The following is a 24,210-nucleotide window of genomic DNA, read 5'->3' as shown; positions in this document are numbered from 1 at the left end:
CACCGCCTACAACGAGGATGCGGGCGGCCGCCGCGCCGTTGATGACATGGGTTTACATGGTGCGGTGCTGACGTTCGCGGTGCTGGGTCCGCTCGAGGTCCGTGCGGGCGATCAGCCGGTCGACGTCGGTGGCCGGCTGCCCCGGAGGCTGCTCGCGATCCTGATCGCCGCGGAAGGGCGGCGGGTCTCGGAGGACAGCCTGGTCGAAGGACTGTGGGGTGACCGCCGGCCACGCAATCCCGCGGGCGCCCTGCAGGTGTACGTCTCCCGGCTGCGCCGGGTGCTGCCGGGCACGGCGTTGCAGCGCTCCGCCGGTAGCTACCGGCTCCTCGCCGCCGACACCGACGTCGCACGGTTTCGCGGCCACCTCGTCCGCGCCCGTGCGTTGGTGGCCGGCGACCGCCGCGCCGAGGCGCACGAGGCCTTCGACGCGGCGCTGCGGTTGTGGCGCGGCACACCGTACGAGGATCTGGCCGACGACGAGTCGACGACCGCGATCCGTGCCGCCCTGGTGGAACAGCGCGACAGCGCCCAGGAGGAGGGCGCCGCGGCGCTGCTGGCCACCGGCGACCACGCCGGCGCGGTGGCCGTGCTCGAGCTGCTGGTGCACGCCGCGCCGTACCGCGAACGCCGTTGGCAGCTGCTGGCGCTGGCGCTCTACCGTTCGGGGCGCCAGGCCGACGCCCTGAACGCGGTGCGCCGGGTCCGGACCCTGCTGGCCGAGGAACTGGGTGTCGACCCCGGACCGGAGTTGCGGCAGCTCGAAGGCCGGATCCTGGCACAGGACCCGGCCCTGGCGCCCGGTGTTCGGCCGCTGTCGTCGTTCATCGGCCGGGACGCCGATCTGGCCCTGCTGGACCGTCTCGTCGCCACGCATCGGCTCGTCACCGTCGTCGGGCCCGCCGGGGCGGGCAAGACCCGCCTGGCCGTGGAATGGGCCAGGCGGGACGGCGTCGTCCGGCTCGCCGATGTGGCCGACCCCGCCCTCCTGGTCTCGGCGGTCGCCGCGGCGGTCGGCGTCACCGGGTTCGCCGGGGACCCGTACGAGGCGCTCGTCGAGCGGCTGCGCCTGCACGGCGACCCCTTGGTGCTCGACAACTGCGAGCACCTCGCCGGCGAGGTGGCCCGGCTCGTCGTCGACCTGCTCGACCGGATTCCCGTGTTGCGGGTGGTGGCCACCAGCCGCAGCCCGCTCGGCGTCGACGGCGAGCACATCTTGCCGCTCGGGCCGCTGGCCGCCGACGACGCCGTGACGCTGCTGACCGATCGCATCCGCGCGGGCCGGCCCGGCTGGTTCGGCCACGACGCCGACCGCCGGGACCTGCGCCGCCTCGCCGACGCGCTGGACCACCTGCCGCTGGCCCTGGAGCTGGCGGCGGCGCGGGTGCGGACCTTCGGCGTACGGGGGCTGATCGAGCAGCTGGACGACCGTTTCACCGTGCTGGGCCGGATCCCGCACGGCACGATGACCCCGCACGCGACGTTGCAGGAGGCCGTCGCCTGGAGCTTCGATCTCCTCTCCGGCGACGAGCGTGACCTCGCGGTGCGGCTCTGGCCGTACGAGGGTGGCTTTCCCGTGGAGGCCGCGGCCTCCGCCGCCGCCGGGCTCGGCGCGCTCGTCTCGCTGGTCGACCAGTCCGTGGTCACCGCCGAGCCCGGCGGCGGCACGGCGCGCTACCGGATGCTGGAGACGATCCGGGCGTACTGCCGGTCCGTGGACCGGGATCCGGCGGCGACCCGGGCCGGCCACGCCGTCTGGGTCCGCGAGCTGGTCGCCCGGGCCGCGGGCGATCTGCAGGGCGTGCGGTCCGCGACCACGATGGCGGCGCTGCGTCAGGAGTTGCCGAACCTGCGCGCGGGGCTCGCGCACGACCTGACGCACGCCCCGGTCGAGGCATTGCGTACGGCCGCGCGGCTCATGTGGTTCTGGATCCGCAGCGGCCTGCTCGCCGAGGGCAACCGGGTGCTGACCGCGGCTCTGGCCGCCGCGCCGGACGCCCCGCTCGGCGACGTCGTGCGGGCCAGGACCGCGTCGGCCGGCCTGCTGTACTTCACCGGCGACGTCACCAGGGCACGGCGCATGCTGTCCGAGGCGATCCTGGCGGTGGGCGCGGAACCGGGGCATCGCAGCCTGCTCGCCGAGGTCCGCTACTACCAGGCCCTGGTCCAGCTGCCGGGAGGCGACCCGGCGATCGCACTGACCGCGGCGGCCGAGGCGCACGCCATCGCCACCGAGACGCAGACCACCTGGCTGATCCCGGCCACCGAGATGGCGTGGGGCGCCGCCCTCGTCATGGCCGGCCGGATCGCCGACGGCCGGCACCGGCTGCGGGCCGCCGTGCGGCTCGCCGAGGCCTCCGGGCGGGTCTGGACGGCCGCGCTCAGCGAGTTCATGCTGGCCCAGACCCTGGTCGATGCGGGGGACGGCGAAGCACTGCCCCTGCTGCGGAGCTCGCTGCGGCGGTTCCTGGACGAAGGCGACCTGAGCAACCAGCTGGCGGTGCTGCACAACGGGGCCCTGGCCCTGGACGCGGCCGGCGATGCGGCAGGCGCCGCGCTGCTCCGCGACGTCGTCCATTCCCACCAGGCGCGCAGCGCCATCCGGCCGGCCGGCACCTTCCTCCGGTCGATCATGCCGCACGGCTGGTACGAAGGCGCCCCTCCCGCACAGCCGCCGACACTCGACGACGCCGTCGCCGTCCTGGCCGCCCCGGCGCGCGCTGTCTGACGGTTGCAACCCGGGTGTATGGACGCCCGGCCAGGGTCACGGGGCGCGCCGGTCCACGGCCCGCGCACCGTCGACACCCGTACAGCCAAGGAGCGTCTCGATGCGCATCGGCATCGGATTGCCCAACCAGGTCCGCGACGTCCACGCCCCCGTGATCCCCGCCTGGGCCCGCCGAGCCGAGGAAGCGGGCTTCGCCACCCTGGGCACCACCGGCCGGGTCGCCTATCCGGGCGTGATGGACACCGTCGCGCTGGCCGCGGCCGCCGGGGCCACCACCACGATCGGGCTGCTCAGCCAGGTACTGCTGGCGACCACCTGGCCGGGCGCGCTGCTGGCCAAGGAGGCAGCGTCGATCGACGGCGTCTCCGGCGGCCGGCTCACCCTCGGCATCGGGGTGGGCATCCGCGAGGACGACTTCGTCGTGCCCGGGCACGGACCCCGGGACCGGGGCGCCCGGATGGACCGCGACCTGGCGACCTACCGGTCGATGTGGGCCGGCGAACCCGTTCCGGGAAGCCCGAACCCCGCGGTTCCGGCCGGAAGACGGCAGGTGCCGCTGCTGTTCGGCGCCTTCGCCCCGGCCGCCTACCGCCGGATGGCCGAGTCGTCGGACGGCTACATCGCCGGATCGGTGCCGCCGGCCCTGGCGTCCGCCGCTTTCGTCGCTGCCCGTGCCGCGTGGCGGGCGGCCGGCCGGCCGGGACAGCCCCGGCTGGTCGCCCACAACTACTTCGCGCTCGGCGATCCCGGCCGCGGTCGGGCCAACATCGCCGACTACTACGCCGCTACCGGCGAGTACCAGGACATCGTCGTCGGCAACTTGCACACCGACGCGGAATCACTGCGCGACGCCGTCGAGCAGTTCGAGGCCCTGGGCGCCGACGAACTGATCCTCGGCCCCGGAACCGACGACCTCGACGAGATCACCCGCCTGGCCGACATAGTCCTCTGACCCGGTTCACCCGACCCGCAGCCGAGGCTGCTGAAGGGTGGATCAGCGGGTCCTGGTTGAGCTGTGCGGGCGACTCCAGCATCGGAGTCAGTGCCGTCCGCCCCGGACGGCTGGTCATCCTCGGCTCCCTCCGCGATGGCCGTCCAGCCCTGCGCCTTCGGAGCGCATGTCAGGAGAAGCGATGCCTTCAACCGATCGGTCACGAGGACGTCCGCGCGGCGCGCGGAACCTGTCCCGCAGGTGGTTCCTCGGTGGTGCCGGTGCGGTCGCGGCCGGAGCGGCGGTCGTCGTGGCACCGAGAGTGGTCGAGAACGTGAACACGCCGACCGTGTCCACTCCCGGCGAGAACCTGGTCGAGCTCACCCTGCGCGTGAACGGCGACCAGGTCCGGCTGCAGACCGATCCGCGCGCGACCCTGCTCGACACGCTGCGCGAACGGCTCGCGCTGACCGGCACGAAGAAGGGCTGCGACCGCGGCCAGTGCGGCGCGTGCACGGTCCAGGTCGACGGCCGCCGGGTGCTGTCGTGCCTGACGCTGGCGGCGACCCTGGACAGCACCGAGGTGGCCACGATCGAGGGCCTCGCCGACGGCGACGAGCTGCACCCGATGCAGCAGGCGTTCATCGACCACGACGGCTTCCAGTGCGGCTTCTGCACCCCCGGACAGATCATGTCCGCGGTGTCGCTGGTCGAGGAGGGTCGGGCCGGCTCGGACGAGGAGATCCGGGAGGGGATGTCGGGCAACATCTGCCGGTGCAGCGCCTACCCGGGCATCGTCGAGGCCGTCAGGTCCGGTCGCGAGGTGATGGGCTGATGCGCGCCTACGACTTCACCCGCCCCGGGTCCGTGCGCGCGGCGCTGGGGGACGCGCACGAGGGCAGCGCGTACCTCGCGGGCGGCACCACGCTGGTCGACCTCATGAAGCTCGAGGTGATGGCCCCGTCGCGGGTGGTGGACATCAACCGGCTGCCGCTGGACGGCATCACGGTCGACGGGGAGGGCCTGCACATCGGCGCGCTGGAGCGGATGAGCGACGTGGCGCGCGACCAGAGGGTCCGGACCCGGTACCCGATGATCAGCCAGGCGCTCGAGCTCAGCGCGTCACCGCAGCTGCGGAACATGGCGAGCATGGGCGGCAACCTGCTGCAGCGCACCCGGTGCGGCTACTTCCGCGACCTGACCACGGCCTGCAACAAGCGCGAGCCGGGCAGCGGCTGCGCCGCGCTGACCGGGCACAACCGGATGCACGCGGTGCTGGGCACCAGCGGGACGTGCGTGGCCACGCACCCGAGCGACGTCGCGGTCGCGCTCGTCGCGCTCGACACGCAGGTACACCTGGAGGGCCGCCAGGGCACCCGCAGCGTCGCGCTGGCGGACTTCTACCGGCTGCCCGGCGAGAGCCCGCAGGTCGAGAACGACCTGCGGGACGGTGAGCTGCTCACCGGCATGACCGTGCCGCCGCTGCCGTGGGCCACCCGGTCGATGTACCTCAAGATCCGCGACCGACAGTCCTACGAGTTCGCCCTGACCTCCGTGGCCGTCGCGCTCGACCTCGCCGGCGGCCGGATCCGCGACGCCCGTGTCGCCGCGGGCGGGGTCGGTACCCGCCCGTGGCGCCTCGGTGCGGTGGAACGGGCGCTCGTCGGTCAGCCGGCCGGCCTCGCCACCTACGAGGCGGCCGTCGCCCCGGTGGCCGAGGACGCCCGCACGCTCCCGCACAACGTGTTCAAGCCGGCCCTGCTGCGCCGCACGCTGGTCCGCGCCCTCGTCGCCCTGGGAGGGCAGCCGTGAGCACTCCGATCGGAAGCGACGTCGCCCGGGTCGACGGCCGCCTCAAGGTGACCGGCGCCGCCCGCTACACCGCCGACCACCCCGTCGACCGCGCCCTCCACGGGCACGTCGTGGTGAGCGCGATCGCCCGCGGCCAGGTCCGCTCGATGGACATCGACGCTGCCCACGCGGCGCCGGGCGTGGTCGCGGTCCACACCCCGTTCGCGCCACTGCGGCTCTACCCCGCGCCGCCCGGGTTCGGCGAGAGCTACGTTCCGTTGCAGGACCGGGAGGTGCGCTTCCGCGGGCAGATCATCGGGCTCGTGGTGGCCGAGACTCCTGAGCAGGCCCGGGACGCCGCCGCGCTGGTCACCGCCTCCTACGACGAGGCACCGGCCCGGACCTCCCTGTCCGCGGGACTGCCCGGTGTGCCCGCACAGGCCCCGCAGCCGGGCGGCCCGCCGTCCAACCCGACCGTGCTCGCGCCCGGCGTCAGCTCGATCGACGCCGCGCTGCGGGCCAGCGCGGTGGTGGTGGACACGACCGTGACCCAGCAGCCGCAGAGCCACCTGCCCATGGAGCCGCTCGGCACGACCGCGGTGTGGCAGCACGACCACCTCACCGTCTACTCCGGCTGCCAGATCCCCCCGCTGTTCGCGGTCATGGTCGCGGCACGCGCCGGGGTTCCCCCGGAGCGGGTGCGGGTGATCAGCACGTTCGTCGGCGGTGGCTTCGGGGGCCGGGTGCCGGCCTGGAGCGAGGCCGCGCTCGCCGCGGTGGCCGCCCGTGAGCTGGGCCGCCCGGTCCGGATCACCCTCACCCGGGAGCAGAGCATGATCCTTGGCGGGCACCGATCGATGATCACCCAGCGGGTCCGGCTCGGCGCCGACCGCGACGGCACGCTCAACGCGGTCTCGCACGAGAGCGCCGCCGAGATGTCCACGGTCGGTGACTGGCCGCTCAGGGCGGCGACCGACACGACCACAGCCCTCTACCGCACCCGCAACCTCGCGATCGACCAGCGGCTGATCCCCATGGACACCCCGTCCACGCGGGCGATGCGCGCCCCGAACGAGGCGCCGGGCGCGTTCGCCCTCGAGACCGCGATGGACGAGCTCGCCGTTGCCCTGGACGTGGACCCGCTCGAACTGCGGCTGCGCAACGACGCGACGACCGTGCCCAGCACCGGGCAGGAGTGGACGAGCCGACGCCTCGCCGAGTGCTACCGCATCGGGGCCGAGCGCTTCGGATGGGCCGACCGCAACTCCGTCCCCGGCGCCCGCGTCGAGGGCGAGTGGCAGATCGGGGCCGGCATGGCCAGCGCGAGCTACCCCGCCCACTCGGTCCCGGGGACGGTGCGGATGCAGCTGCGCGACACCGGGGAGGTGGTGGTCTCGGCCTCCACCCCCGACCTCGGCACCGGGACCTACACCATGGTCTCGATCGTCGCCTCCGACGCGCTCGGCGTGCCGATCGAACGCGTCACCGCCGAGCTGGGCGACTCCGGCCTGCCCCTCGGCGCGCCCGCCGTCGGGTCCCGCGCCGCCGGCATCCTGGCGCCGTCGATCCAGTCGGCCGCGCAGGCGCTGATCTCGGCGCTGACCGACCTCGCCGTCCAGACGGTGGGATCGCCCTTCCACGGGCGCGACCCGGCCGGCCTGACCTACCGGGAGGGGCGCATCGAGGCGGGCGCCGACTCCGCCACGTTCGCCGACCTGCTCGGGGTGGCCCGGCAGCCCGCGGTGGAGGTCGTCACACCGCCGGCGGCTCCGCACGACCAGAGCCTCGCGGCGCACGGCTTCGGGGCGCACTTCTGCGAGGTGCGGGTCAACCGCTACACCGGCGAGATCCGGGTCAACCGGTACACCAGCGTCTTCGGACGTCGGACGCGTGCTCAGCGCCCGCACGGCGCGCAACCAGTTCGTCGGCGGCATCGTCTGGGGCATCGGCGGGGCGCTCCTGGAGAGCAACCCGCTCGAGGAGAGCGGGCGCTTCGCCGCCGGGAACCTCGGCGACTACCTGGTGGCCGTGAACGCCGACATCCCACCGATCGACGTGTCGTGGCTCGACTACACCGACACCGCGTTCAGCTCGGCGGGAGCCCGCGGTCTCGGCGAGCTCGGCACCGTCGGCAGCGCCGCCGCGGTCGGGAACGCGGTCTTCAACGCCACCGGCATCCGGGTCCGCGACCTCCCCATCACCCTCGACAAGCTGATCGGCTGACGGGAACGCACGGGCGTCGGGAGCGGGATCACCGTCCGGCCGGCCTCCCCCCGGGAGACCCCGGAACCGGCCCGTCCCCCACATCCGAGCCGACCATCTGGGTGCCGATGACCGAGAGCAGCTGCAACTTGTCGTAGCTCTCGCTGCCCGGGACCGCGGTGTAGACCATCAGGTGGTGCGACTGCTGCGGGTCGGACAGCCGCTGGCAGTTCAGCTCCAGTCGGCCGAGCTCGGGGTGGACGAAGCGCTTGGTGTCGTGCGGCCGGATCCCGATCTCCTGGTCGTCCCACACGCGCCGGAACTCCTCGCTCTGCGCGAGGAGCAGGTCGGCCAGGTACGCCGCCCGGGAACCGGGACCGCGCACAGCGGCGATCTCGCGCAGGCCCGCGGCGTACATCCGGGACAGGAACGGGTGCTCCTCGGGCGCGTACAGCCGCCGGGAGGCGGGGTCGGTGAACCAGCGGTAGCCGTTGCTGCGCGCCGGACCCGTGTACCGGGTCGTGTCGCCGGTGAGGGCGACGCCCAGCGGGGTCTGGCGCAAGGTCTCGCCGAGCTCGGTGACGATCTCGGCGGGGGTGTCGGCGAGGCGGTCGAGGATGCGCAGCATCCCGGGGCTGATGTGCTCGCTGTCCGCGCCGCGGGCGGGCGGGTGGTGCCCCGCGAGGCGGAACAGGTGGTCGCGCTCGTCGAGGGACAGGTGCAGGCCCTGGGCGATCGAGGCGATCATCTGCTCGGACGGCTGGGGCCCGCGTTCGCGCTCGAGCCGGGCGTAGTAGTCGGTCGACATGTGGCAGAGGGAGGCGATCTCCTCGCGGCGCAGCCCGCTGGTCCGGCGCCGCTGCCCACGGGGGAGGCCGACGTCCTCGGGTTGCAGCGACTCGCGGCGGTGGCGCAGGAACGCCGCCAGTCCGGCCCGGTCGATCATGGCCTGCCTCCAGCTCTCGGTGCGTCCTTCGTTCCTACCGCTGGTGGACGCGGTCAGCCACGGATCGTCGATCCCCCCATCGGGCGCTTCGGGGTCTCTCAGCCGTGGATCGGCAGGTCGTGGATTCGCCACCGGCACCGACCTGCTCGTCGACGGTGGTGTGGTGGCCTCGATCCGCACGGGGGCGGCCGTCAGCGCACGGCGAACCGGCTGAGGTGGGGGCGGAGCACCTCCGCCCACGCGAGGTACCCGGCGGGAGACAGATGGAGGTTGTCCGTGGTGAACTCGCGGCGGATCCCCCCGGCGGAGTCGGCCAGGGTCGGCCAGAGGTCCACATACGCTGCGCCGTGGCGCTCCGCGATCTCGCGGTAGAGCCCGTTGAGCTGCCGGATCCGGGGTGCGAAGAACGACGTCCGCGGCGTGACGCTGTTGACCAGCAGCACCGCCTCGGGCGCCCGCTCCCGGATCTGCCGCACGATCTCCTCCATCCGCGCGGCGATGCCGGGGACGGCGCGACCGCGGCGCGGACCGTGCAGGTCGTTCGTCCCGATGAGCAGCGACACCGCCAGCGGCTGCTGGATCGCGGTGTCCAGGCGCTCCGGCAGGTCCGCCGTCGCCTCGCCGCCGATCCCCCGGTTCGTGGTGGGCAGCTCCGGGAAGAGGTCCTCCCAGATCCCCTGCTGGGTGATGCTGTCGCCGAGGAACACGACCCGGCCGGTGGGCGGCGGCATCGCCTCGAAGTACCGGCGCCGCGTCCCACCGATCCTCCTGACCACGATCGGCCGGATGATCGGCACCACCAGCGAGAAGATCCTGTCGGAGTTCACAGGTCCACGCCTACCACGCCACGCGGTCACCGCGCCGCCCCTCACGAACCAGGGGTGGGTCAGCCATCCGTGGACGCCGGGCCGGCTCGAGTTCTGGCCCCCGATGCGCAACATGGACGACGCCCGCCGGCTCTGGGAGCTGTCCGACGAGATGGTCGGCGTGTGGTTCGCCGTCTGAGCGCGCCGGAGCGGGACACGCGTTCCCGTTATGCACCCCGCGGGCGTTGCGATTCTCCGCCTGCCGGCCCGAAGCTCCGTTGCAACAGGCCAGCCTTCCACTGCCGTGTCGGCTCGTGGCAGTTCGTGCGCACGACATCCAGGAAGGCGGCGAGCACCGCAGACACGTCGGCCGCGCGGAACGGCAGCTGCAGGTCGGGAGGCGGACGTGCGGGATCACCTCACAGAACCAGACTAGGTAGCCGAAGGGACGTGGATTCCACCGACGCGGACCGGGGCCGCCGGCGCGACCCTCGGGGCAGGACCACCCCTTCCCCACCACAGGAGCAGCCATGGAGTACCGGCCACTGGGACGCACCGGCATCTCGGTCAGCGAGCTGTGCCTCGGCGCGATGATGTTCGGCGCCGCGGGCAACCCCGACCACGACGAGTCGATCCGGATCATCCACCGGGCGCTGGAGGCCGGGATCAACTTCATCGACACCGCCGACGTGTACTCGTTCGGCGAGTCGGAGGAGATCCTCGGCAAGGCGCTGACCGGCGGGCGGCGCGACGACGTCGTGCTCGCCACCAAGGTCGGCCTGCCGTGGGACGACCGGCCCAACCACGGCGGCGCCTCCCGCCGCTGGATCACCCAGTCCGTCGAGAACTCCCTGCGACGGCTGGGCACCGACTGGATCGACCTGTACCAGATCCACCGCCTCGACCCCACGACGGACGTCGACGAGACGCTCGGCGCCCTCTCCGACCTCCAGTCCCAGGGCAAGATCCGCGCCTTCGGCGCCTCCACGGTGCCCGCGTCCGAGATCGTCGAGGCCCAGTGGGTGGCGGAGCGACGCGGCCGCGAACGCTTCCGCACCGAGCAGCCGCCGTACAACCTCCTGACCCGCGAGGTCGAGTCGGACGTCCTGCCCACCGCCCAGCGCTACGGCATGGGCGTGCTCACCTACAGCCCGCTGGCGATGGGCTGGCTCACGGGCCGCTACCGGGCCGGAACGGAAGCGCCCGGCACGGGCCGTTCGCACATCTTCCCCGGCCGCTTCGACCCGACGCTGCCGGCCAACCGGCGCAAGCTCGACGCGGTCGAGGCACTCGCCGTGCTCGCCGAGAAGGCCGGGCTGACCCTGATCGAGATGGCGATCGCGTTCGTCGTCCGCCACCCCGCGGTCACCTCCGCGATCATCGGCCCGCGCACCATGGAGCACCTCGAGTCGCAGCTCCCTGCGGCGGACGTCGCGCTGCCCATCGAGGTGCTGGACCGCATCGACGAGATCGTCCCGCCCGGCGTCACGCTCAACCCGGAGGCGGACAACATGTCGTTCTCCGCTGCCCTGGAGCCCGCCAACCGGCGGCGCTGACACCCACCCCTACCCCCGGAACCGGACGGGCCGGCGGCGCACCCCGCGCCGCCGGCCCGTCCTTCCTTACGCACCGACAGCGCGACCGACTCACGCATCGGTACTACCTACGTAGCCGGACTTCGGCGTTCTTCACCGACGCGGTACCCGGGCCGCCGGCGCGAACCTCGAGGCATGACAAGCGGAACGAGCGAGCGCCCCGCGGCGGCGGCCCCGACCGGGTCGACCGCGGGCGAGCGCATGACCTCCCGGGAGCGGCTGCGGCTGGTGCTCGTTCTCGGGTTCCTCACCGCGAGCGGGCCGCTCACGGTCGATCTGTACCTGCCCGCGCTCCCGGCCATCACCGGCGAGCTGATGACCACTGCAGCCTCGGTGCAGCTCACGCTGACCGGGATGCTGGCCGGGCTGGCCCTGGGACAGCTCCTCGTCGGCCCGGTCGCGGACGCCGTTGGCCGCCGCACTCCCCTGCTGGCCGGTATGGCCCTGCACGTCGTGGCGTCCGTGCTCTGCGTGATCGCGCCGAACATCGCCGTCCTCGGCGTGCTGCGCGTGCTGCAGGGCCTCGGCTGCGCCGCGGCGACGGTCGTCGCCATGGCGATCGTGCGTGACCTGTTCGTCGGCCACGCCGCCGCGCGGCTGCTGTCGCGCCTGATGCTGGTGATGGGCGCCGCCCCGATCCTGGCGCCGACGGTGGGCGGGCTGGTGCTCGGCGTGACGTCGTGGCGGGGCATCTTCGCGCTGCTCGCGGTGTACGGGGTGGCGATCCTGCTCGTCACCGCGCGGCTGCTGCCCGAGACCCTGCCGGTGACCGCGCGCCGGGGCGGAAGCGTCCGCGGCACCGTCCGCGACTACCGGCGGCTGCTGACCGACCGCGTCTACGTCGGGTTGATCCTCGTCGCCGGGCTGTCCCTGTCCGCCAACTTCGCCTACATCGCCGGGTCGTCGTTCGTGTTCCAGGAGCAGTACGGCCTGACCGAGCAGCAGTTCGGGCTGGTCTTCGGCGCGGGTGCGATCGGTCTGGTCGGCGCCACCCAGGTCAACGTCCGGCTACTGCGCCGGTTCGCCCCCGCGCAGATCCTGACCGGTGCCGTGGCCGGTGGCGCGGTCGCCGGCCTGCTGGTGCTGCTGTGCGCCGCCACCGGCTTCGGCGGGATGCCCGCCCTCGTGGTCGCGCTGTGGCTCGTCCTGGCCGCGGCCGGTCTCGCGGTGCCGAACGCGCCGGCGCTGGCGCTGTCCCGGCACGGCGAGGCCGCCGGCACCGCCGCGGCACTGCTCGGCGCCGTGCAGTTCGGCGTCGGCGCGATCGCCGCCCCGCTGGTCGGCGTGCTGGGCGCCGGCACGGTCGCGATGGGACTGGTGATCACCGGTGCGCTCCTGGCGGCCAATGCCGTCCTGCTGCTCGTGGTGCGCCCCGGGCGGCTCACCGCCTCCACCCCGCCCGCGGCGACCGACGCGCACTGACCTTCGACCCGAAGAACTACCGAGAGGAACGACCATGACCGTCGAAACCACCATCACCGCAGGCGGCACCCCACCGATCTCGGAGGCGGCCCGGCGCGCGATCCCCGCGTTCGCGCGCAGCGGTGACCGACAGATGATCATCGGCGGCCGCCGTGTGCCCGCCGTGTCCGGGCAGACCCTGCCGAACACCGACCCGACCACCGAGGCACCGCTCGCGAGCATCCCCCGCGGTGGCGCCGAGGACGTCGACATCGCCGTCCGCGCCGCGCAGAAGGCGTTCACCGACCCGACGTGGTCGGGGATCGACCCCGCCGTCCGCGGCCGGATCCTGCTCCAGATCGCCGCCGTCGCCGAGGAGCACGCCGAGGAACTGGCGACCATCGAGTCCGCCAACATGGGCGGGCCGATCACCATGACGCGCCAGATGATGGCCGTGGCCGCCCAGACCTACCGGCACTACGCCGGATGGCCGACCATGCTGGGCGGCCACACCGTCCCGATGCCGGGCAACCGCCTCGGCTACACCCGCCGGGAACCCCTGGGGGTCGTCGGCTTCATCTGGGGCTGGAACGGCCCGATGGTGCAGCTCGCGTTGACGCTCGCTCCGGCGCTCGCGGCAGGCAACACGGCGGTGCTCAAGCCGCCGGAGTGGGCGTCGCTCACCACGCTGCGGTTCGCCGAGCTGCTCGACGAGCACACCGACCTGCCCCCTGGCGTGGTGAACGTCGTCACGGGCCCGGGGCGCGAGGCGGGCGAGTCCCTGGTCCGCCACCCCGGGGTGGCCAAGATCGCGTTCACGGGCTCGACCGCGGTCGGCAGGCACGTGCACGAGGTGGCGAGCGCCGACCTGAAGCGCCTCACCCTGGAGCTCGGTGGCAAGTCGCCCGTCGTGGTGTTCGCCGACGCCGACCTCGAGGTGGCGGCCCGCGGTGCCGCGGTCGCCCTGCTCGCCGGCAGCGGCCAGGCCTGCGTCGCGGGGACCCGCCTCATCGTCGCGGACAGCGTCCGCGCGGAGTTCACCGAACGGCTCATCACCGCGATGGCCGGGTTCGTCGTGGGCGATCCCCTCGACCCGGCGACGATGATGGGGCCGCTCGCCGCCCGGCCGCACTTCGAGCGCGTGACGTCCTGGTTCGACATCGCCGCCCAGGAAGGTGCCCGCACCCTGACGGGTGGCACGCGGTACGGCGACCACGGGTTCTTCGTCACCCCGACCCTGCTCGGCGACGTCACGCCGGACATGCGCGTGGTCCGGGAGGAGATCTTCGGCCCGGTCGGTGCCCTGATGGGCTTCACCGACATCGACGACGCGATCGCCAGGGCCAACCAGACCGAGTACGGGCTGGCCGCCTCGGTGTGGACCAAGGACCTCGCCACCGCACACCGGCTCGCCGCGGGCATCGACGCCGGCACGGTCTGGGTCAACACGCATCACGAGATGACCACCGGACCGATGCCGTTCGCCGGCTTCAAGCAGTCCGGAATCGGCGGCGAAGGCGGGCCCGAGGTGATGGACGCCTTCACGAAGCACAAGGCCGTCCTGATCGCCCTGTAGAAGATCGCCGAACGGGACGGGCTGCCGGCACGACCTGCCGGCAGCCCGTCGCTGCGGTCGGGGCGCTCTCGCCGCGATCACGGTCTCCACCGCCGGCGCTAGGCTTTCGCGCGGGAGGACACGTGCAGCTCTTGGGCCGGAGCACCGAGTGCGCCACCGTCGACCAGCTGCTCGCCCGGGCCCGGGACGGCCGCAGCGGCGCGCTGGTCGTGCACGGCGAGGCGGGCATCGGCAAGACCGCGCTCCTGGAGCACGCCCGTGGTGCCGCGTCCGGGTTCCGGGTGCTGCAGGTGACCGGTGTCGAGGCCGAGATGCCGTTCGCGTTCGCGGCTCTGCACCAGCTCTGCGCACCCCTGCTCGACCAGCTCGCCACCCTGCCCGACCCGCAGCGGACCGCGCTCGGCGTGGCGCTCGGACAGACCACCGGCAACCCGCCGGACCGGTTCCTGGTCGGGCTCGCCACCCTCGGCCTGCTCGCCGAGGCCGCCGCCGAGCAACCCCTGTTGTGCCTGGTCGACGACGCCCAGTGGCTGGACCCGGCCTCCGCGCAGACCCTCGGCTTCGTCGCGCGCCGCGCCGAGGCCGAGCACCTGGCGCTGATCCTCGCCCGGCGCGACCCCGCGCCCGGCACCGCCGGCACCGAGGCGTTCACCGGCCTGCCGCACCTGCTCCCGACCCGGCTCGGCGACGCCGCCGCGCGGACGCTGCTCGCCGAGGCGGTTCCCGCCCCGCTCGACGAGCGGGTGCACGACCGGATCCTCGCCGAGGCCCGCGGCAACCCCCTCGCCCTGCGGGAACTGGCCCGCGGCAGCCGGCCGGTGCGAACGGCGGCGCTGGCCGCCGGCTTCGGGCTACCCGACGCGGTGAGCGTCCCGGACCGGGTCGAGGAGAGCTTCCGGCAGCGATCCGAGAGCCTGCCCGCCGCCACCCGGCTGCTGCTGCTGACCGCCGCCGCCGACCCGACCGGTGACACCGCGCTGCTGCTGCGCGCCGCCGCCCACCTCGGCGTCGGCGCCGACGCCGCGGCACCCGCCGAGGAGGCCGGGCTGCTCGAGATCGGCACCCAGGTCCGGTTCCCGCACCCGCTGGCCCGCTCGGCCGTCTACCGGGCCGCGGCGCCGCCCGACCGGCGCCGGGCCCACCAGGCACTGGCCGCCGCGACCGACCCCCGGACCGAGCCCGACCGCCGGGCCTGGCACCACGCGCAGAGCGTGCTGGGCACCGACGAGACGGCCGCCGTGGAACTGGAACGCTCGGCGGACCGGGCCCGGACCCGGGGCGGGCTCTCCTCGGCCGCCGCCTTCCTGGAACGGGCGGCCGACCTCTCCCCCGAGCCGTCCGGCCGGGCCCGCCGGGCACTTGCCGCGGCGGCCGCCACGCACGAGGCAGGCGACCCCGAGGCCGCGTCGAACCTCCTGGCGGTCGCGGCCGCAGGCCCGCTGGACGCGCTGCACGCGGCACGGGTCGATCTGCTGCGCGCCCAGGTCGCGTTCCACGTCACGCGGGGGAACGACGTGCCGGGGATGCTGCTGACCGCCGCCGAGCGGCTCGCCCCCCTCGACGCCGCGCTGTCCCGCGAGGCCTACCTCCAGGCGCTCGAAGCGTCGATCATGGCCGGTGCCCGCACCTGCGGCCGCGGGATCGGTGAGGTGGCCGAGGCCGCCCGGAGGGCGCCCGCCCCACCGGCGCCGCCCCGGCCGGTGGACGTCCTGCTCGACGGCCTGGTGACCTACTACCTCCACGGCTACGACGCCGGCGTGCCCGGCTTCCGCCGGACGCTGGAGACGTTCCTCGGCATGGCACCCGGCGCCGGCGACCTCCGCTGGCTGTGGTTGAGCTGCCACATCGCGATGGCGCTGTGGGACGACGCTGCCGCCGAGGCCCTCGCCGATCGCCACCTCCGGCTCGCCCGCGACGCGGGGGCGCTGGCCACCCTGCCGTTCGCGCTCACCTTCCACGCGACCGTGCTGGCGAACGCCGGCGAGCTCACCCGGGTCTCCGAGCTGATCGCGGAGACCGACGCGATCACGCGAGCGACCGGAGCCGCACCGCTGCCCCACACCCGGCTCATGCTCGCGGCCTGGCGCGGCAGGCGCGCCGAGGCGTCCACGCTCCACACGGCCGCGGTCCAGGACGGGAACGAGCGGGGCGAGGGCACGGCGGTCACCATCGCGAACTCCAACCTGGCGGTCCTGCACAACGGGCTGGGCGGCTACGCCGCCGCGCTCGACGCCGCGGAGCGGGTGTGGGCGTCCGGAGAGCTTGTGCACAGCACCAAGGCCCTGCCCGAGCTGATCGAGGCGGCCGTCCGCTCCGGTGCGCCGGACCGCGCCGCGGCCGCGCTGGCGGAGCTCAGCCCGCGGGCCCGCGCGAGCGGCACCCCGTGGGCGCTCGGTCTCGAAGCCCGGTCACGCGCGCTGACCAGCGCCGGACCGGCCGCCGAGGCGGGTTATCGCGAGGCGATCGAGCACCTCGGCCACACCCGGATGGCAGCCCATCTCGCCCGCGCCCACCTGGTCTACGGCGAGTGGCTGCGCCGCGAGAACCGCCGTCGCGATGCCCGCGAACAGCTCCGGACCGCCCACGACCAGCTCACGGCGATGGGCGCGGACGGGTTCGCCGCCCGGGCCGCCCGCGAGTTGCGCGCGGCAGGCGACCAGCCGCGCGAACGGTCCCACCGGCCCGCGACCGGGCTCACCGAGCACGAGCTGCACATCGCCCGCCTGGTCGCCACCGGCGCCACCTCCAAGGAGATCGGCGCCCAGCTGTTCCTGAGCCCGCGCACCATCGAGGCCCATCTGCGCAACATCTTCCGCAAGCTCGGCATCACGTCCCGCCACGAACTGCGGACCATGCAGCTCTCCTCCTGACCACATCGAGGCAGTCTCGGCCGGCCCGGACCGATGCTCGAGGGGCGAACCGACCGTGCTCGGGGGCGGGCCGGATACCGGTGGGAGAATCGCCTGAAGATCATAATTCGCAGAGTTCGGTCAGCCGGGCCGAAACGGACGCGGGCAGCCGCCCGCCCCGGCGCCGGCCGACGGCCACGGGAGAGAGAGCAATGCTTCTCGGCCGGCGCCACGAGCGCGAGGCGCTCGAACGGTTGCTCGCCCGGGCGCGGAACGGGCGCAGCGCCGCACTCGTGGTGTGCGGGGAGGCCGGCATCGGCAAGACCGCGCTGCTGGAGCACACGCGAGTCGCCGCGTCCGGGTTCCGGGCGGAGCGCGCCGTGGGCGTGGAGTCCGAGATGGAGTTCGCGTTCGCGGGCCTGCACCAGTTGTGCGCTCCGATGCTGGACCGGCTCGGCGCGCTGCCCGACCCGCAGCAGGCCGCCCTGGGTGTGGCGTTCGGCCTGCGTGCCGGGGACCCCCCGGACCGGTTCCTGGTCGGGCTGGCCGCCTTGAACCTCCTGGCCGAGGTCGCCGAGGAACAGCCGCTGCTGTGCCTGGTGGACGACGCGCAGTGGCTGGACGAGGTGTCCGCGCAGACCCTCGCCTTCGTGGCGCGGCGGGTCGACGCCGAGCGGGTGGCGCTGGTGTTCGCGGTGCGCGACCCGAGCCCCGCCGAGCCCTTCACCGGGTTGCCCGAGCTGCTCCTGGACCCACTCGGCGAGGCGGACGCGCGGGCGCTGCTGGCCGGGGCGGTCCGGTCGCCGCTCGACGAGAGGGTGCGGGACCGGATCCTCACCGAAGCGCGCGGCAACCCCCTGGCGCTGCTGGAGCTGCCCCGGAGCGCGGAGCCGGCACACCTGGCGGGCGGGTTCGGGCTGCCGGACGCGCTGAGCGTGCCGCGCAGGCTCGAGGACGCCTTCCAGCGCAGGTCGGCCGGCCTGCCCACCGACACGCAGATGCTGCTGCTGGTCGCGGCGGCCGAGCCCCTGGGCGACCCGGCGCTGTTGCGGCGCGCCGCCGCGCACCTCGGGATCGACCCCGACGACGCCGCCGCGCCCGCGGAGGCGGCGGGCCTGCTCGAGATCGGCGACGGGGTGCGGTTCCACCATCCGCTGGTGCGCTCGGCCGTCTACCGGTCCGCCGCACCGCCGGACCGCCGCCGCGCGCACCGCGCACTGGCGGACGCGACCGACCCGCGGGCCGCCCCCGACCGCCGTGCCTGGCACCGCGGGCAGGCGGTGCTGGAGACCGACGAGACGGTCGCGGCGGAGCTGGAACGCTCGGCCGGGCGGGCGCGAGCGCGCGGCGGGTTCGCCGCGGCGGCCGCGTTCCTGGAACGAGCGGTGCGGCTGACGCCCGACCCGGCCGGCCGGGCGCGCCGGGCACTGGCCGCGGCGCACGCCGAGCACGAGGCCGGCGCGCCCGCCTCGGCCCTGGAACTGTTGACGGTCGCGGCGGCCGGACCGCTCGACGCGCTGCAACGCGCCCGGGTCGAGCTGCTGCGCGCCCAGGTCGCGCTCCATCTGACGCGGGGCAGCGAGGTGCCCGGCATGTTGCTGGACGCCGCCAGGACGCTCACCCCGTTGGACGCCACGCTGGCTCGCGAGACGTACCTGCAGGCGGTCGAGGCGTCCCTCCTGCCCGGGCCGACGACCCACCGCCTCGGGGTGGCGGAGGTCGCCGCAGCCGCCCGGGCCGCACCCGCACCGTCGACGCCGCCACGGGTCGCGGATCTCCTGCTGGACGGGCTGGTGACGAGGTCCCTGCGCGGGTACGAGGCGAGCGTGCCCGTCCTGCGTCGGGCGCTGGAGGCGGTCGACAGCTCCGATCACGATCCCCGCATCACGGCGGTGGACGAGGGCGACAGCCGCCGCTGGCTGTGGCTGGCCTGCCGCGTCGCGGTCGCGCTGTGGGACGACGAGCAGGTCTACGCGCTGGCCAGGCGCCACGTCCGGCTCGCCCGCGAGGCCGGCGCGCTGGCCAGGCTGCCCGCCGCGCTCACCTACCTCGCCGCCATCCTCGTGCACACCGGCGAGCTCGCCCGGGCCGCCGAGCTGGCCGCCGAGGCCACCGCGATCACGCTGGCGACCGGCGACGCGCCGCTGCCCGACGCCCGGCTCCTGCTCCCCGCCTGGCGCGGCCGGGCGGCCGAGACCTCCAAGCTGTACGCGTCCATCGTCCGGGACGCGACGGGGCGGGGCGAGGGCGCAGCGGTCACCCCCGCCCAGTCCACGCTGGCGGTGCTGCACAACGGCCTTGGCGCAAGGCTGCTGCTCTCCGCCTGGCGCGGCCGGGCGGCCGAGACCTCCGAGCTGTACGGGGCCATCGTCCAGGAGGCGACCAGGCGGGAGGAGCGCCCGGCGGTCACCTTCGCCCAGTACGCGCTGGCGGTGCTGCACAACGGCCTCGGCGGCTACGGCACCGCGCTCGCCGCCGCGGCGCAGCCGTGCGAGTACGACGAGCTGGAGCACAGCAACCTGGCGCTGCCCGAGCTCATCGAGGCCGCTGTCCGCAGTGGCGAGCGGGAGCGTGCGGCCGCCGCACTGGAGCGGCTCGGCTCGCGAACCCGCGCCAGCGGCTCGCAGTGGGCGCTCGGGCTGGAGGCGCGCTCGCGGGCTCTGGTCAGCACAGGGCGGGCAGCCGAGGAGCTGTACCACGAGGCGATCGAGCGGCTGGGCCGGTGCCGGATGGCTACCGACCTCGCCCGCGCCCACCTGGTCTATGGCGAATGGCTGCGCCGCGAAGGCCGGCGCCAGGAGGCGCGCGAGCAGTTGCGCACCGCGCACGACCAGCTGTCGGGCATGGGGATGGAGGCGTTCGCCGCGCGCGCCGCCCGTGAGCTGCGCGCCACCGGCGAGCAGCCGCGCAAGCGGACCGCTCAGCCGGCCGCTGCGCTGACCGCGCACGAGCTGCAGATCGCGCGGTTGGTCGCCACCGGGGCGACGACGAGGGAGATCGGAGCGCAGCTCTTCCTGAGCCCGCGCACGATCGACGCGCACCTGCGCAACATCTTCCGCAAGCTCGGCATCACCTCCCGCCGGCAGCTGCGGAACCTGGAGTTCCCCTGATGGCGTGTTCAGCGCCTGCTCAGTAGGTGATGACGGCCTTGAAGCGCACGTCGCCTGCGGCGGCCTTGGCGCGGGCCTCCTCGGCGCGCTCCTTGGGGAAGGTCTCGATCATGGTCGAGACCTCGCCGCGGGCGACGAAGTCGAGGGCCTCGACCAGGTGCTCGATGGTGTTGTGCGCCGAGCCGATCACCTGGTAGCTGTTCGAGGTCAACGCGAGCGCCGGCAGGTTCAGCTCGTCCGTGCCGATGCCCATCAGGACCACCTTCCCCCACGGCCGCAGACCGCCCATCGCGTCCGCGACGGCCCCGTGCGAGCTGTTGGTGTGCAGCAGCACGTCGGCGCCGCCGGCCGCCTTGAGCCCGGCACCGTCGGCCACGACCTCGTCCGCCCCGAGCTGCCGCGCGAGGTCCTGCTTGTCCGCGCTGTGGGTGAGCGCGGTGACGTGGAAGCCCGCGGCCTTCGCGTACTGGACCGCCAGGTGCCCCAGCCCGCCGATGCCCGACACCGCCACCCGCGCACCCGGCTTGGGCTCGGCGCGGCGCAGACCGGCCCACACCGTGTAGCCGGCGCAGATGATCGGCGCGGCCTGCTCGTAGGACACCCCGTCGGGGAGCAGGACCGTCCCACCGGCGTCGACCGCGACGTACTCGGCGTGCCCGCCGTCGACGGTGACCCCGGTCAGCGTGGGGCCGGCGCAGTTGGCCGCGGTGACGAAGCTGTTCGGGTGCTCCTCGTGGCAGAAGTCGCAGACCCCGCACATCTTCTGCGCCATGAAGACCCCGACCCGGTCACCGACCTTGCGCTTCGTGACGCCCGCACCGACGGCGACGACCTCGCCCGCGGCCTCGTGCCCGAGGACGAGGGGGAAGTCCCGGAACGCGAGCACGCCGTCCGTGATCCACAGGTCGGTACCGCAGATCCCGCACGCCCGGATCCGCACCAGGACGTCGTTCGGCCCCACCTCCGGCACGTCGCGGTCCTGCAGCTCCCACTGGCCCTTCACCTCTGAGACGACGACGGCCTTCATCTGTCCGGTCATGTACGAACTCCTTGTCGATCTGTGTGGAGGCTTCATTCGGGCACGAAGCAGGGCGCTTTCGGTGGAGATCACGCTCGCACCGGTGGCGCCACGTTCGCGTCGGTGGAAGTCGCCTACGCCGTCGCCGCCCTCGTCGCCGCCCGTCGTCACCGAACGTCCGCACCTCACGAGCGGCGCGAAGGCCGCACCGTGCTCGTGGCGGTCGCGTTCGCCTCGGCAGCGATCGCCTAGTGTGGTCGCGGGTCGGGGACTCGGCGCACTCGGACAGGAGCGGATCTGGCAGACGGTGGTTGGCGCCCGCGGGAGAAGCACATGCTGCTCCTCGGCCGGGGCGCCGAGCGCGAGGCGGTCGAGCAGGTGCTCGCCCAGGTCCGGAGCGGACGCAGCGGCGCACTCGTGATCCGCGGAGAAGCCGGCATCGGCAAGACGGCGCTGCTCCGGCACGCCCGCGACGCCGCGACCGGATTCCGGGTCGAACACGCCGTCGGCGTGGAGTCCGAGATCGAGTTCGCCTACGCGGGCCTGCACCAGGTCTGCGCACCGCTGCTCGACCGGCTCCACGCGCTACCCGACCCGCAACGGACGGCACTCGGCGTCGCGTTCGGCCTCCACACCGGCAACCCCCCTGACCGCTTCCTGGTCGGGCTGGCCACCCTCAACCTCCTCGCCGAGACCGCCGAGGAACGACCACTGCTGTGCCTGGTCGACGACGCGCAGTGGCTCGACAAGGTCTCCGCCCAGACCCTCGCCTTCGTGGCCCGGCGTCTCGACGCCGAACGGGCGGCCCTGCTGTTCGCGGTGCGCGACCCGAACGGCCCCGGGCCCTTCGCCGGGCTGCCCGAGCTGCGCCTGAAGGGACTCGACGAGGCGGACGCGCGGGCGCTGCTGGCCCGCGCCGTCCACGCGCCGCTGGACGAGGGGGTGCGCGACCGGATCATCGCCGAGGCGCGCGGCAACCCGCTGGCCCTGCTGGAGCTGCTGCGCGGCGCGGAGCCGGCCGAACTGGCGGGAGGGTTCGGGCTGCCGGACGCGCTCAGCGTGCCGCGCAGGGTGGAGGAGAGCTTCCGGCGCCGCTCGGGCAGCCTGCCCGCCCACACGCAGTTGCTGCTGCTGGTCGCGGCGGCCGAGCCGCTCGGCGACCCGGCGCTGCTGTGGCGGGCGGCCGAGTCGCTGGGCATCAGCGCCGAGGCAGCCGCACCTGCGGAGGCGGCCGGACTTCTCGAACTCGGCACCAGGGTGCGGTTCGCCCATCCGCTGGTGCGCTCCGCGGTGTACCGGGCCGCCACGGCACAGGACCGCCGCCGCGCACACCGCGCGTTGGCCGCGGTCACCGATCCGCAGGCCGACCCCGACCGCCGTGCCTGGCACCGTGCCCAGGCGGTGTCGGGCACGGACGAGACGGTCGCCGTGGAGCTGGAGCGCTCGGCGGGCCGGGCCCGGGCCCGCGGCGGGTTCGCCGCGGCGGCGGCGTTCCTGGAGCGAGCCACGGCGCTGACCCCCGAGCCTTCCGACCGAGCTCGCCGGGCGCTGGCCGCCGCGCACGCCATGCACGACGCCGGGGCGCCCGAGGCCGCCTCGCAGCTGCTGACGATCGCCACCGCCGGTCCGTTGGACGCGCTGACACGTGCCCGGTCCGAGCTGCTGCGCGTGCAGATCGCGTTCGTCCAGACGCGCGGCAACGAGGTGCCGGGGATGCTGATGGACGCCGCCAAGATGCTCACCCCGCTGGACGCCGGGCTGGCCCGCGAGACCCATCTGCAAGCACTCGAGGCGGCGGTCATCGCGGGTGTGCTCGGTCATGGTCGCGGCGTGCTGGAGGCAGCCGAAGCCGCTCTGGCCGCGCCGGCAGCGTCGACGCCGCCGGGACTGGTCGATCTCCTGCTCGACGGGCTGGTGACCCGGTTCACGCACGGGTACGAGGCGAGCGTGCCCGTTCTGCGGCGGGCCCTGGAGGTGCTCCGCGAGCAGGATCCGCGCGCGGTGGACGGCAGCCGCCGCTGGCTGTGGTTGGCCTGCCGCGTCGCGACGATGCTGTGGGACGACGAGATCGTCCACCTGTTGTCCAGTCTCCGTGTCCGGCTCGCTCGCGAAGCGGGCGCGCTGGCCATGCTCTCCACCGCGATCAACTTCCACGCCACCGTCCTCGTGCGCGCCGGCGAGCTCGCCCGGGCCGCCGCACTGGTCACCGAGTCCGCAGCGATCACGGAGGCGACCGGGGCCGCGCCGCTGCCCCATGCCGAGCTCATGCTCGCCGCCTGGCGCGGCCGGCAGGCCGAGGCCTCCGAGCTGTGCGCCGCCGCGGTCCGGGAGGCGACGGGACGGGGCGACGGCATGGTGGTGACCCTGGCCCAGTACGCGCTGTCGGTGCTGCACAACGGCCTGGGCAACTACCGCGTCGCGCTCGCCGCCGCCGCGGGGCCGTGCGAGTTCGACGAGCTGGTGCACAGCAGCATGGCGTTGCCCGAGCTGATCGAGGCGGCCGTCCGGACCGACGAACCGGCCCGCGCGGCCGCCGCGCTGGAGCGGCTCGGCTCGCGCACTCGTGCCAGCGGCACCCCGTGGGCGCTGGGGATCGAGGCACGCTCGCGCGCTCTGATGAGCACCGGGACGGCCGCCGAGGACCTGTACCGCGAGGCGATCCGGCGGCTCGGGGGCTCCCGGATCGTGACCGACCGCGCTCGTGCTCACCTGGTCTACGGCGAGTGGCTGCGCCGTGAAGGTCGGCGCCAGGATGCGCGGGAGCAGCTACGCACCGCGCACGATCTGCTGTCGGGCATGGGGATGGAGGCGTTCGCCGCGCGCGCCGCCCGCGAGCTGCGCGCGACCGGCGAGCAACCGCGCAAGCGGACCGTCCAGCCGGCCGATGCGCTCACCGCTCACGAGCGGCACATCGCCCGCCTGGCCGCGACCGGTGCCACCTCGAAGGAGATCGGCGCCCAGCTGTTCCTGAGCCCGCGCACGATCGACGCCCACCTGCGCAACATCTTCCGCAAGCTCGGCATCACCTCCCGCCGGCAGCTCAGGACCATGCGACTCCCCTGACGAGCGCGCCGGTCCGCACCCTCGACCCGGCGCGGTGACCTCGAAGACGACCGACGATCCGAGGAGAGTGGGCACGTCCTGCGTGTGGTGCGCCAGCTCGTGGGGGTCTCACGGTCGGAGCCGGGGCGCGAGGCCATCGCGGGCTGGTGTGCCGACCAGCTCGACAGGTGGTCGGTCGCCCACGAACGGTGGCT

At 74.4% G+C, this 24,210-nt stretch carries 15 protein-coding genes and 1 pseudogene; 13 read left to right on the top strand and 3 right to left on the bottom strand.

Translation table 11 applies throughout. From position 1 onward, the window contains the following. The first annotated feature begins 64 nt into the window (after positions 1 to 64). From FB558_RS40790 to FB558_RS45885, 6 genes and pseudogenes are all read left to right on the top strand, one after another. Positions 65 to 2,728 (top strand): AfsR/SARP family transcriptional regulator, encoded by a 2,664-nt coding sequence (locus FB558_RS40790; RefSeq protein WP_211367208.1) that lies wholly within the window; start codon positions 65 to 67, stop codon positions 2,726 to 2,728. A gap of 100 nt (positions 2,729 to 2,828) precedes the next feature. After that, positions 2,829 to 3,680 carry an LLM class flavin-dependent oxidoreductase gene (locus FB558_RS40785; RefSeq protein ID WP_142064522.1) on the top strand — a complete coding sequence of 284 codons (852 nt, stop codon included), beginning with the start codon at positions 2,829 to 2,831 and terminating at the stop codon, positions 3,678 to 3,680. Positions 3,681 to 3,846: 166 nt separating this feature from the next. Further along, entirely contained in the window at positions 3,847 to 4,494 is a 648-nt protein-coding gene (locus tag FB558_RS40780) for a (2Fe-2S)-binding protein (protein WP_211367207.1), read from the top strand. Further along, complete coding sequence (locus FB558_RS40775; RefSeq protein ID WP_142064517.1) at positions 4,494 to 5,471, top strand: FAD binding domain-containing protein; 978 nt, start codon at positions 4,494 to 4,496, stop codon at positions 5,469 to 5,471. Before FB558_RS40780 ends, FB558_RS40775 begins: the two co-directional genes overlap by 1 nt. After that, positions 5,468 to 7,312: pseudogene (locus FB558_RS40770) on the top strand (xanthine dehydrogenase family protein molybdopterin-binding subunit); the annotation flags it as partial. The gene FB558_RS40775 and the pseudogene FB558_RS40770, both read left to right, overlap by 4 nt. A gap of 28 nt (positions 7,313 to 7,340) precedes the next feature. Next, the gene (locus FB558_RS45885) at positions 7,341 to 7,673 is read left to right on the top strand and encodes a molybdopterin cofactor-binding domain-containing protein (protein WP_425468172.1); all 333 of its coding nucleotides are present in this window, start codon (positions 7,341 to 7,343) and stop codon (positions 7,671 to 7,673) included. Between the two features lie 28 nt (positions 7,674 to 7,701). On the opposite strand, the gene FB558_RS40765 is transcribed toward FB558_RS45885, so the two are convergent. Together FB558_RS40765 and FB558_RS40760 are read right to left on the bottom strand one after the other, a co-directional pair. Continuing rightward, a complete protein-coding gene (locus FB558_RS40765) occupies positions 7,702 to 8,598 on the bottom strand; it encodes a helix-turn-helix transcriptional regulator (protein WP_142064512.1) in 897 nt (298 codons plus the stop codon). Between the two features lie 191 nt (positions 8,599 to 8,789). Then, positions 8,790 to 9,398: a DUF459 domain-containing protein gene (locus FB558_RS40760; RefSeq protein ID WP_170231798.1), complete on the bottom strand. Its 609-nt coding sequence runs from the start codon at positions 9,396 to 9,398 to the stop codon at positions 8,790 to 8,792. On the opposite strand from FB558_RS40760, the gene FB558_RS43690 reads away from it, so the two are divergent. The 6 genes from FB558_RS43690 (at position 9,385) to FB558_RS40730 (ending at position 19,935) form a co-directional block, all read left to right on the top strand. After that, positions 9,385 to 9,603, top strand: a complete 219-nt coding sequence (locus tag FB558_RS43690; protein ID WP_170231797.1) for a hypothetical protein — start codon at positions 9,385 to 9,387, stop codon at positions 9,601 to 9,603. The genes FB558_RS40760 and FB558_RS43690 overlap by 14 nt on opposite strands. Before the next feature lie 331 nt (positions 9,604 to 9,934). Continuing rightward, a complete protein-coding gene (locus tag FB558_RS40750; RefSeq protein ID WP_142064504.1) occupies positions 9,935 to 10,960 on the top strand; it encodes an aldo/keto reductase in 1,026 nt (341 codons plus the stop codon). Positions 10,961 to 11,134: 174 nt separating this feature from the next. After that, positions 11,135 to 12,421: a multidrug effflux MFS transporter gene (locus FB558_RS40745; RefSeq protein ID WP_211367206.1), complete on the top strand. Its 1,287-nt coding sequence runs from the start codon at positions 11,135 to 11,137 to the stop codon at positions 12,419 to 12,421. Positions 12,422 to 12,455: 34 nt separating this feature from the next. Continuing rightward, positions 12,456 to 13,976: an aldehyde dehydrogenase family protein gene (locus FB558_RS40740; protein ID WP_142064501.1), complete on the top strand. Its 1,521-nt coding sequence runs from the start codon at positions 12,456 to 12,458 to the stop codon at positions 13,974 to 13,976. Positions 13,977 to 14,098: 122 nt separating this feature from the next. Next, positions 14,099 to 16,846, top strand: coding sequence for an ATP-binding protein (locus FB558_RS40735; protein WP_211367205.1), 2,748 nt, complete (start codon positions 14,099 to 14,101; stop codon positions 16,844 to 16,846). 191 nt (positions 16,847 to 17,037) lie between these two features. Then, positions 17,038 to 19,935, top strand: a complete 2,898-nt coding sequence (locus FB558_RS40730; RefSeq protein ID WP_142064498.1) for a helix-turn-helix transcriptional regulator — start codon at positions 17,038 to 17,040, stop codon at positions 19,933 to 19,935. Between the two features lie 19 nt (positions 19,936 to 19,954). Here the strand turns inward: FB558_RS40730 and FB558_RS40725 are convergent, their stop codons facing one another. Then, positions 19,955 to 20,974, bottom strand: coding sequence for an alcohol dehydrogenase catalytic domain-containing protein (locus FB558_RS40725; protein WP_211367204.1), 1,020 nt, complete (start codon positions 20,972 to 20,974; stop codon positions 19,955 to 19,957). A 312-nt stretch (positions 20,975 to 21,286) separates the two neighbouring features. On the opposite strand from FB558_RS40725, the gene FB558_RS40720 reads away from it, so the two are divergent. Then, positions 21,287 to 24,016, top strand: coding sequence for a helix-turn-helix transcriptional regulator (locus FB558_RS40720; RefSeq protein WP_142064494.1), 2,730 nt, complete (start codon positions 21,287 to 21,289; stop codon positions 24,014 to 24,016). Positions 24,017 to 24,210 lie beyond the last annotated feature (194 nt).

Source organism: Pseudonocardia kunmingensis, assembly GCF_006716445.1.
Classification (GTDB): domain Bacteria; phylum Actinomycetota; class Actinomycetes; order Mycobacteriales; family Pseudonocardiaceae; genus Pseudonocardia; species Pseudonocardia kunmingensis.
This window is presented reverse-complemented; position numbering and strand designations above follow the sequence as displayed.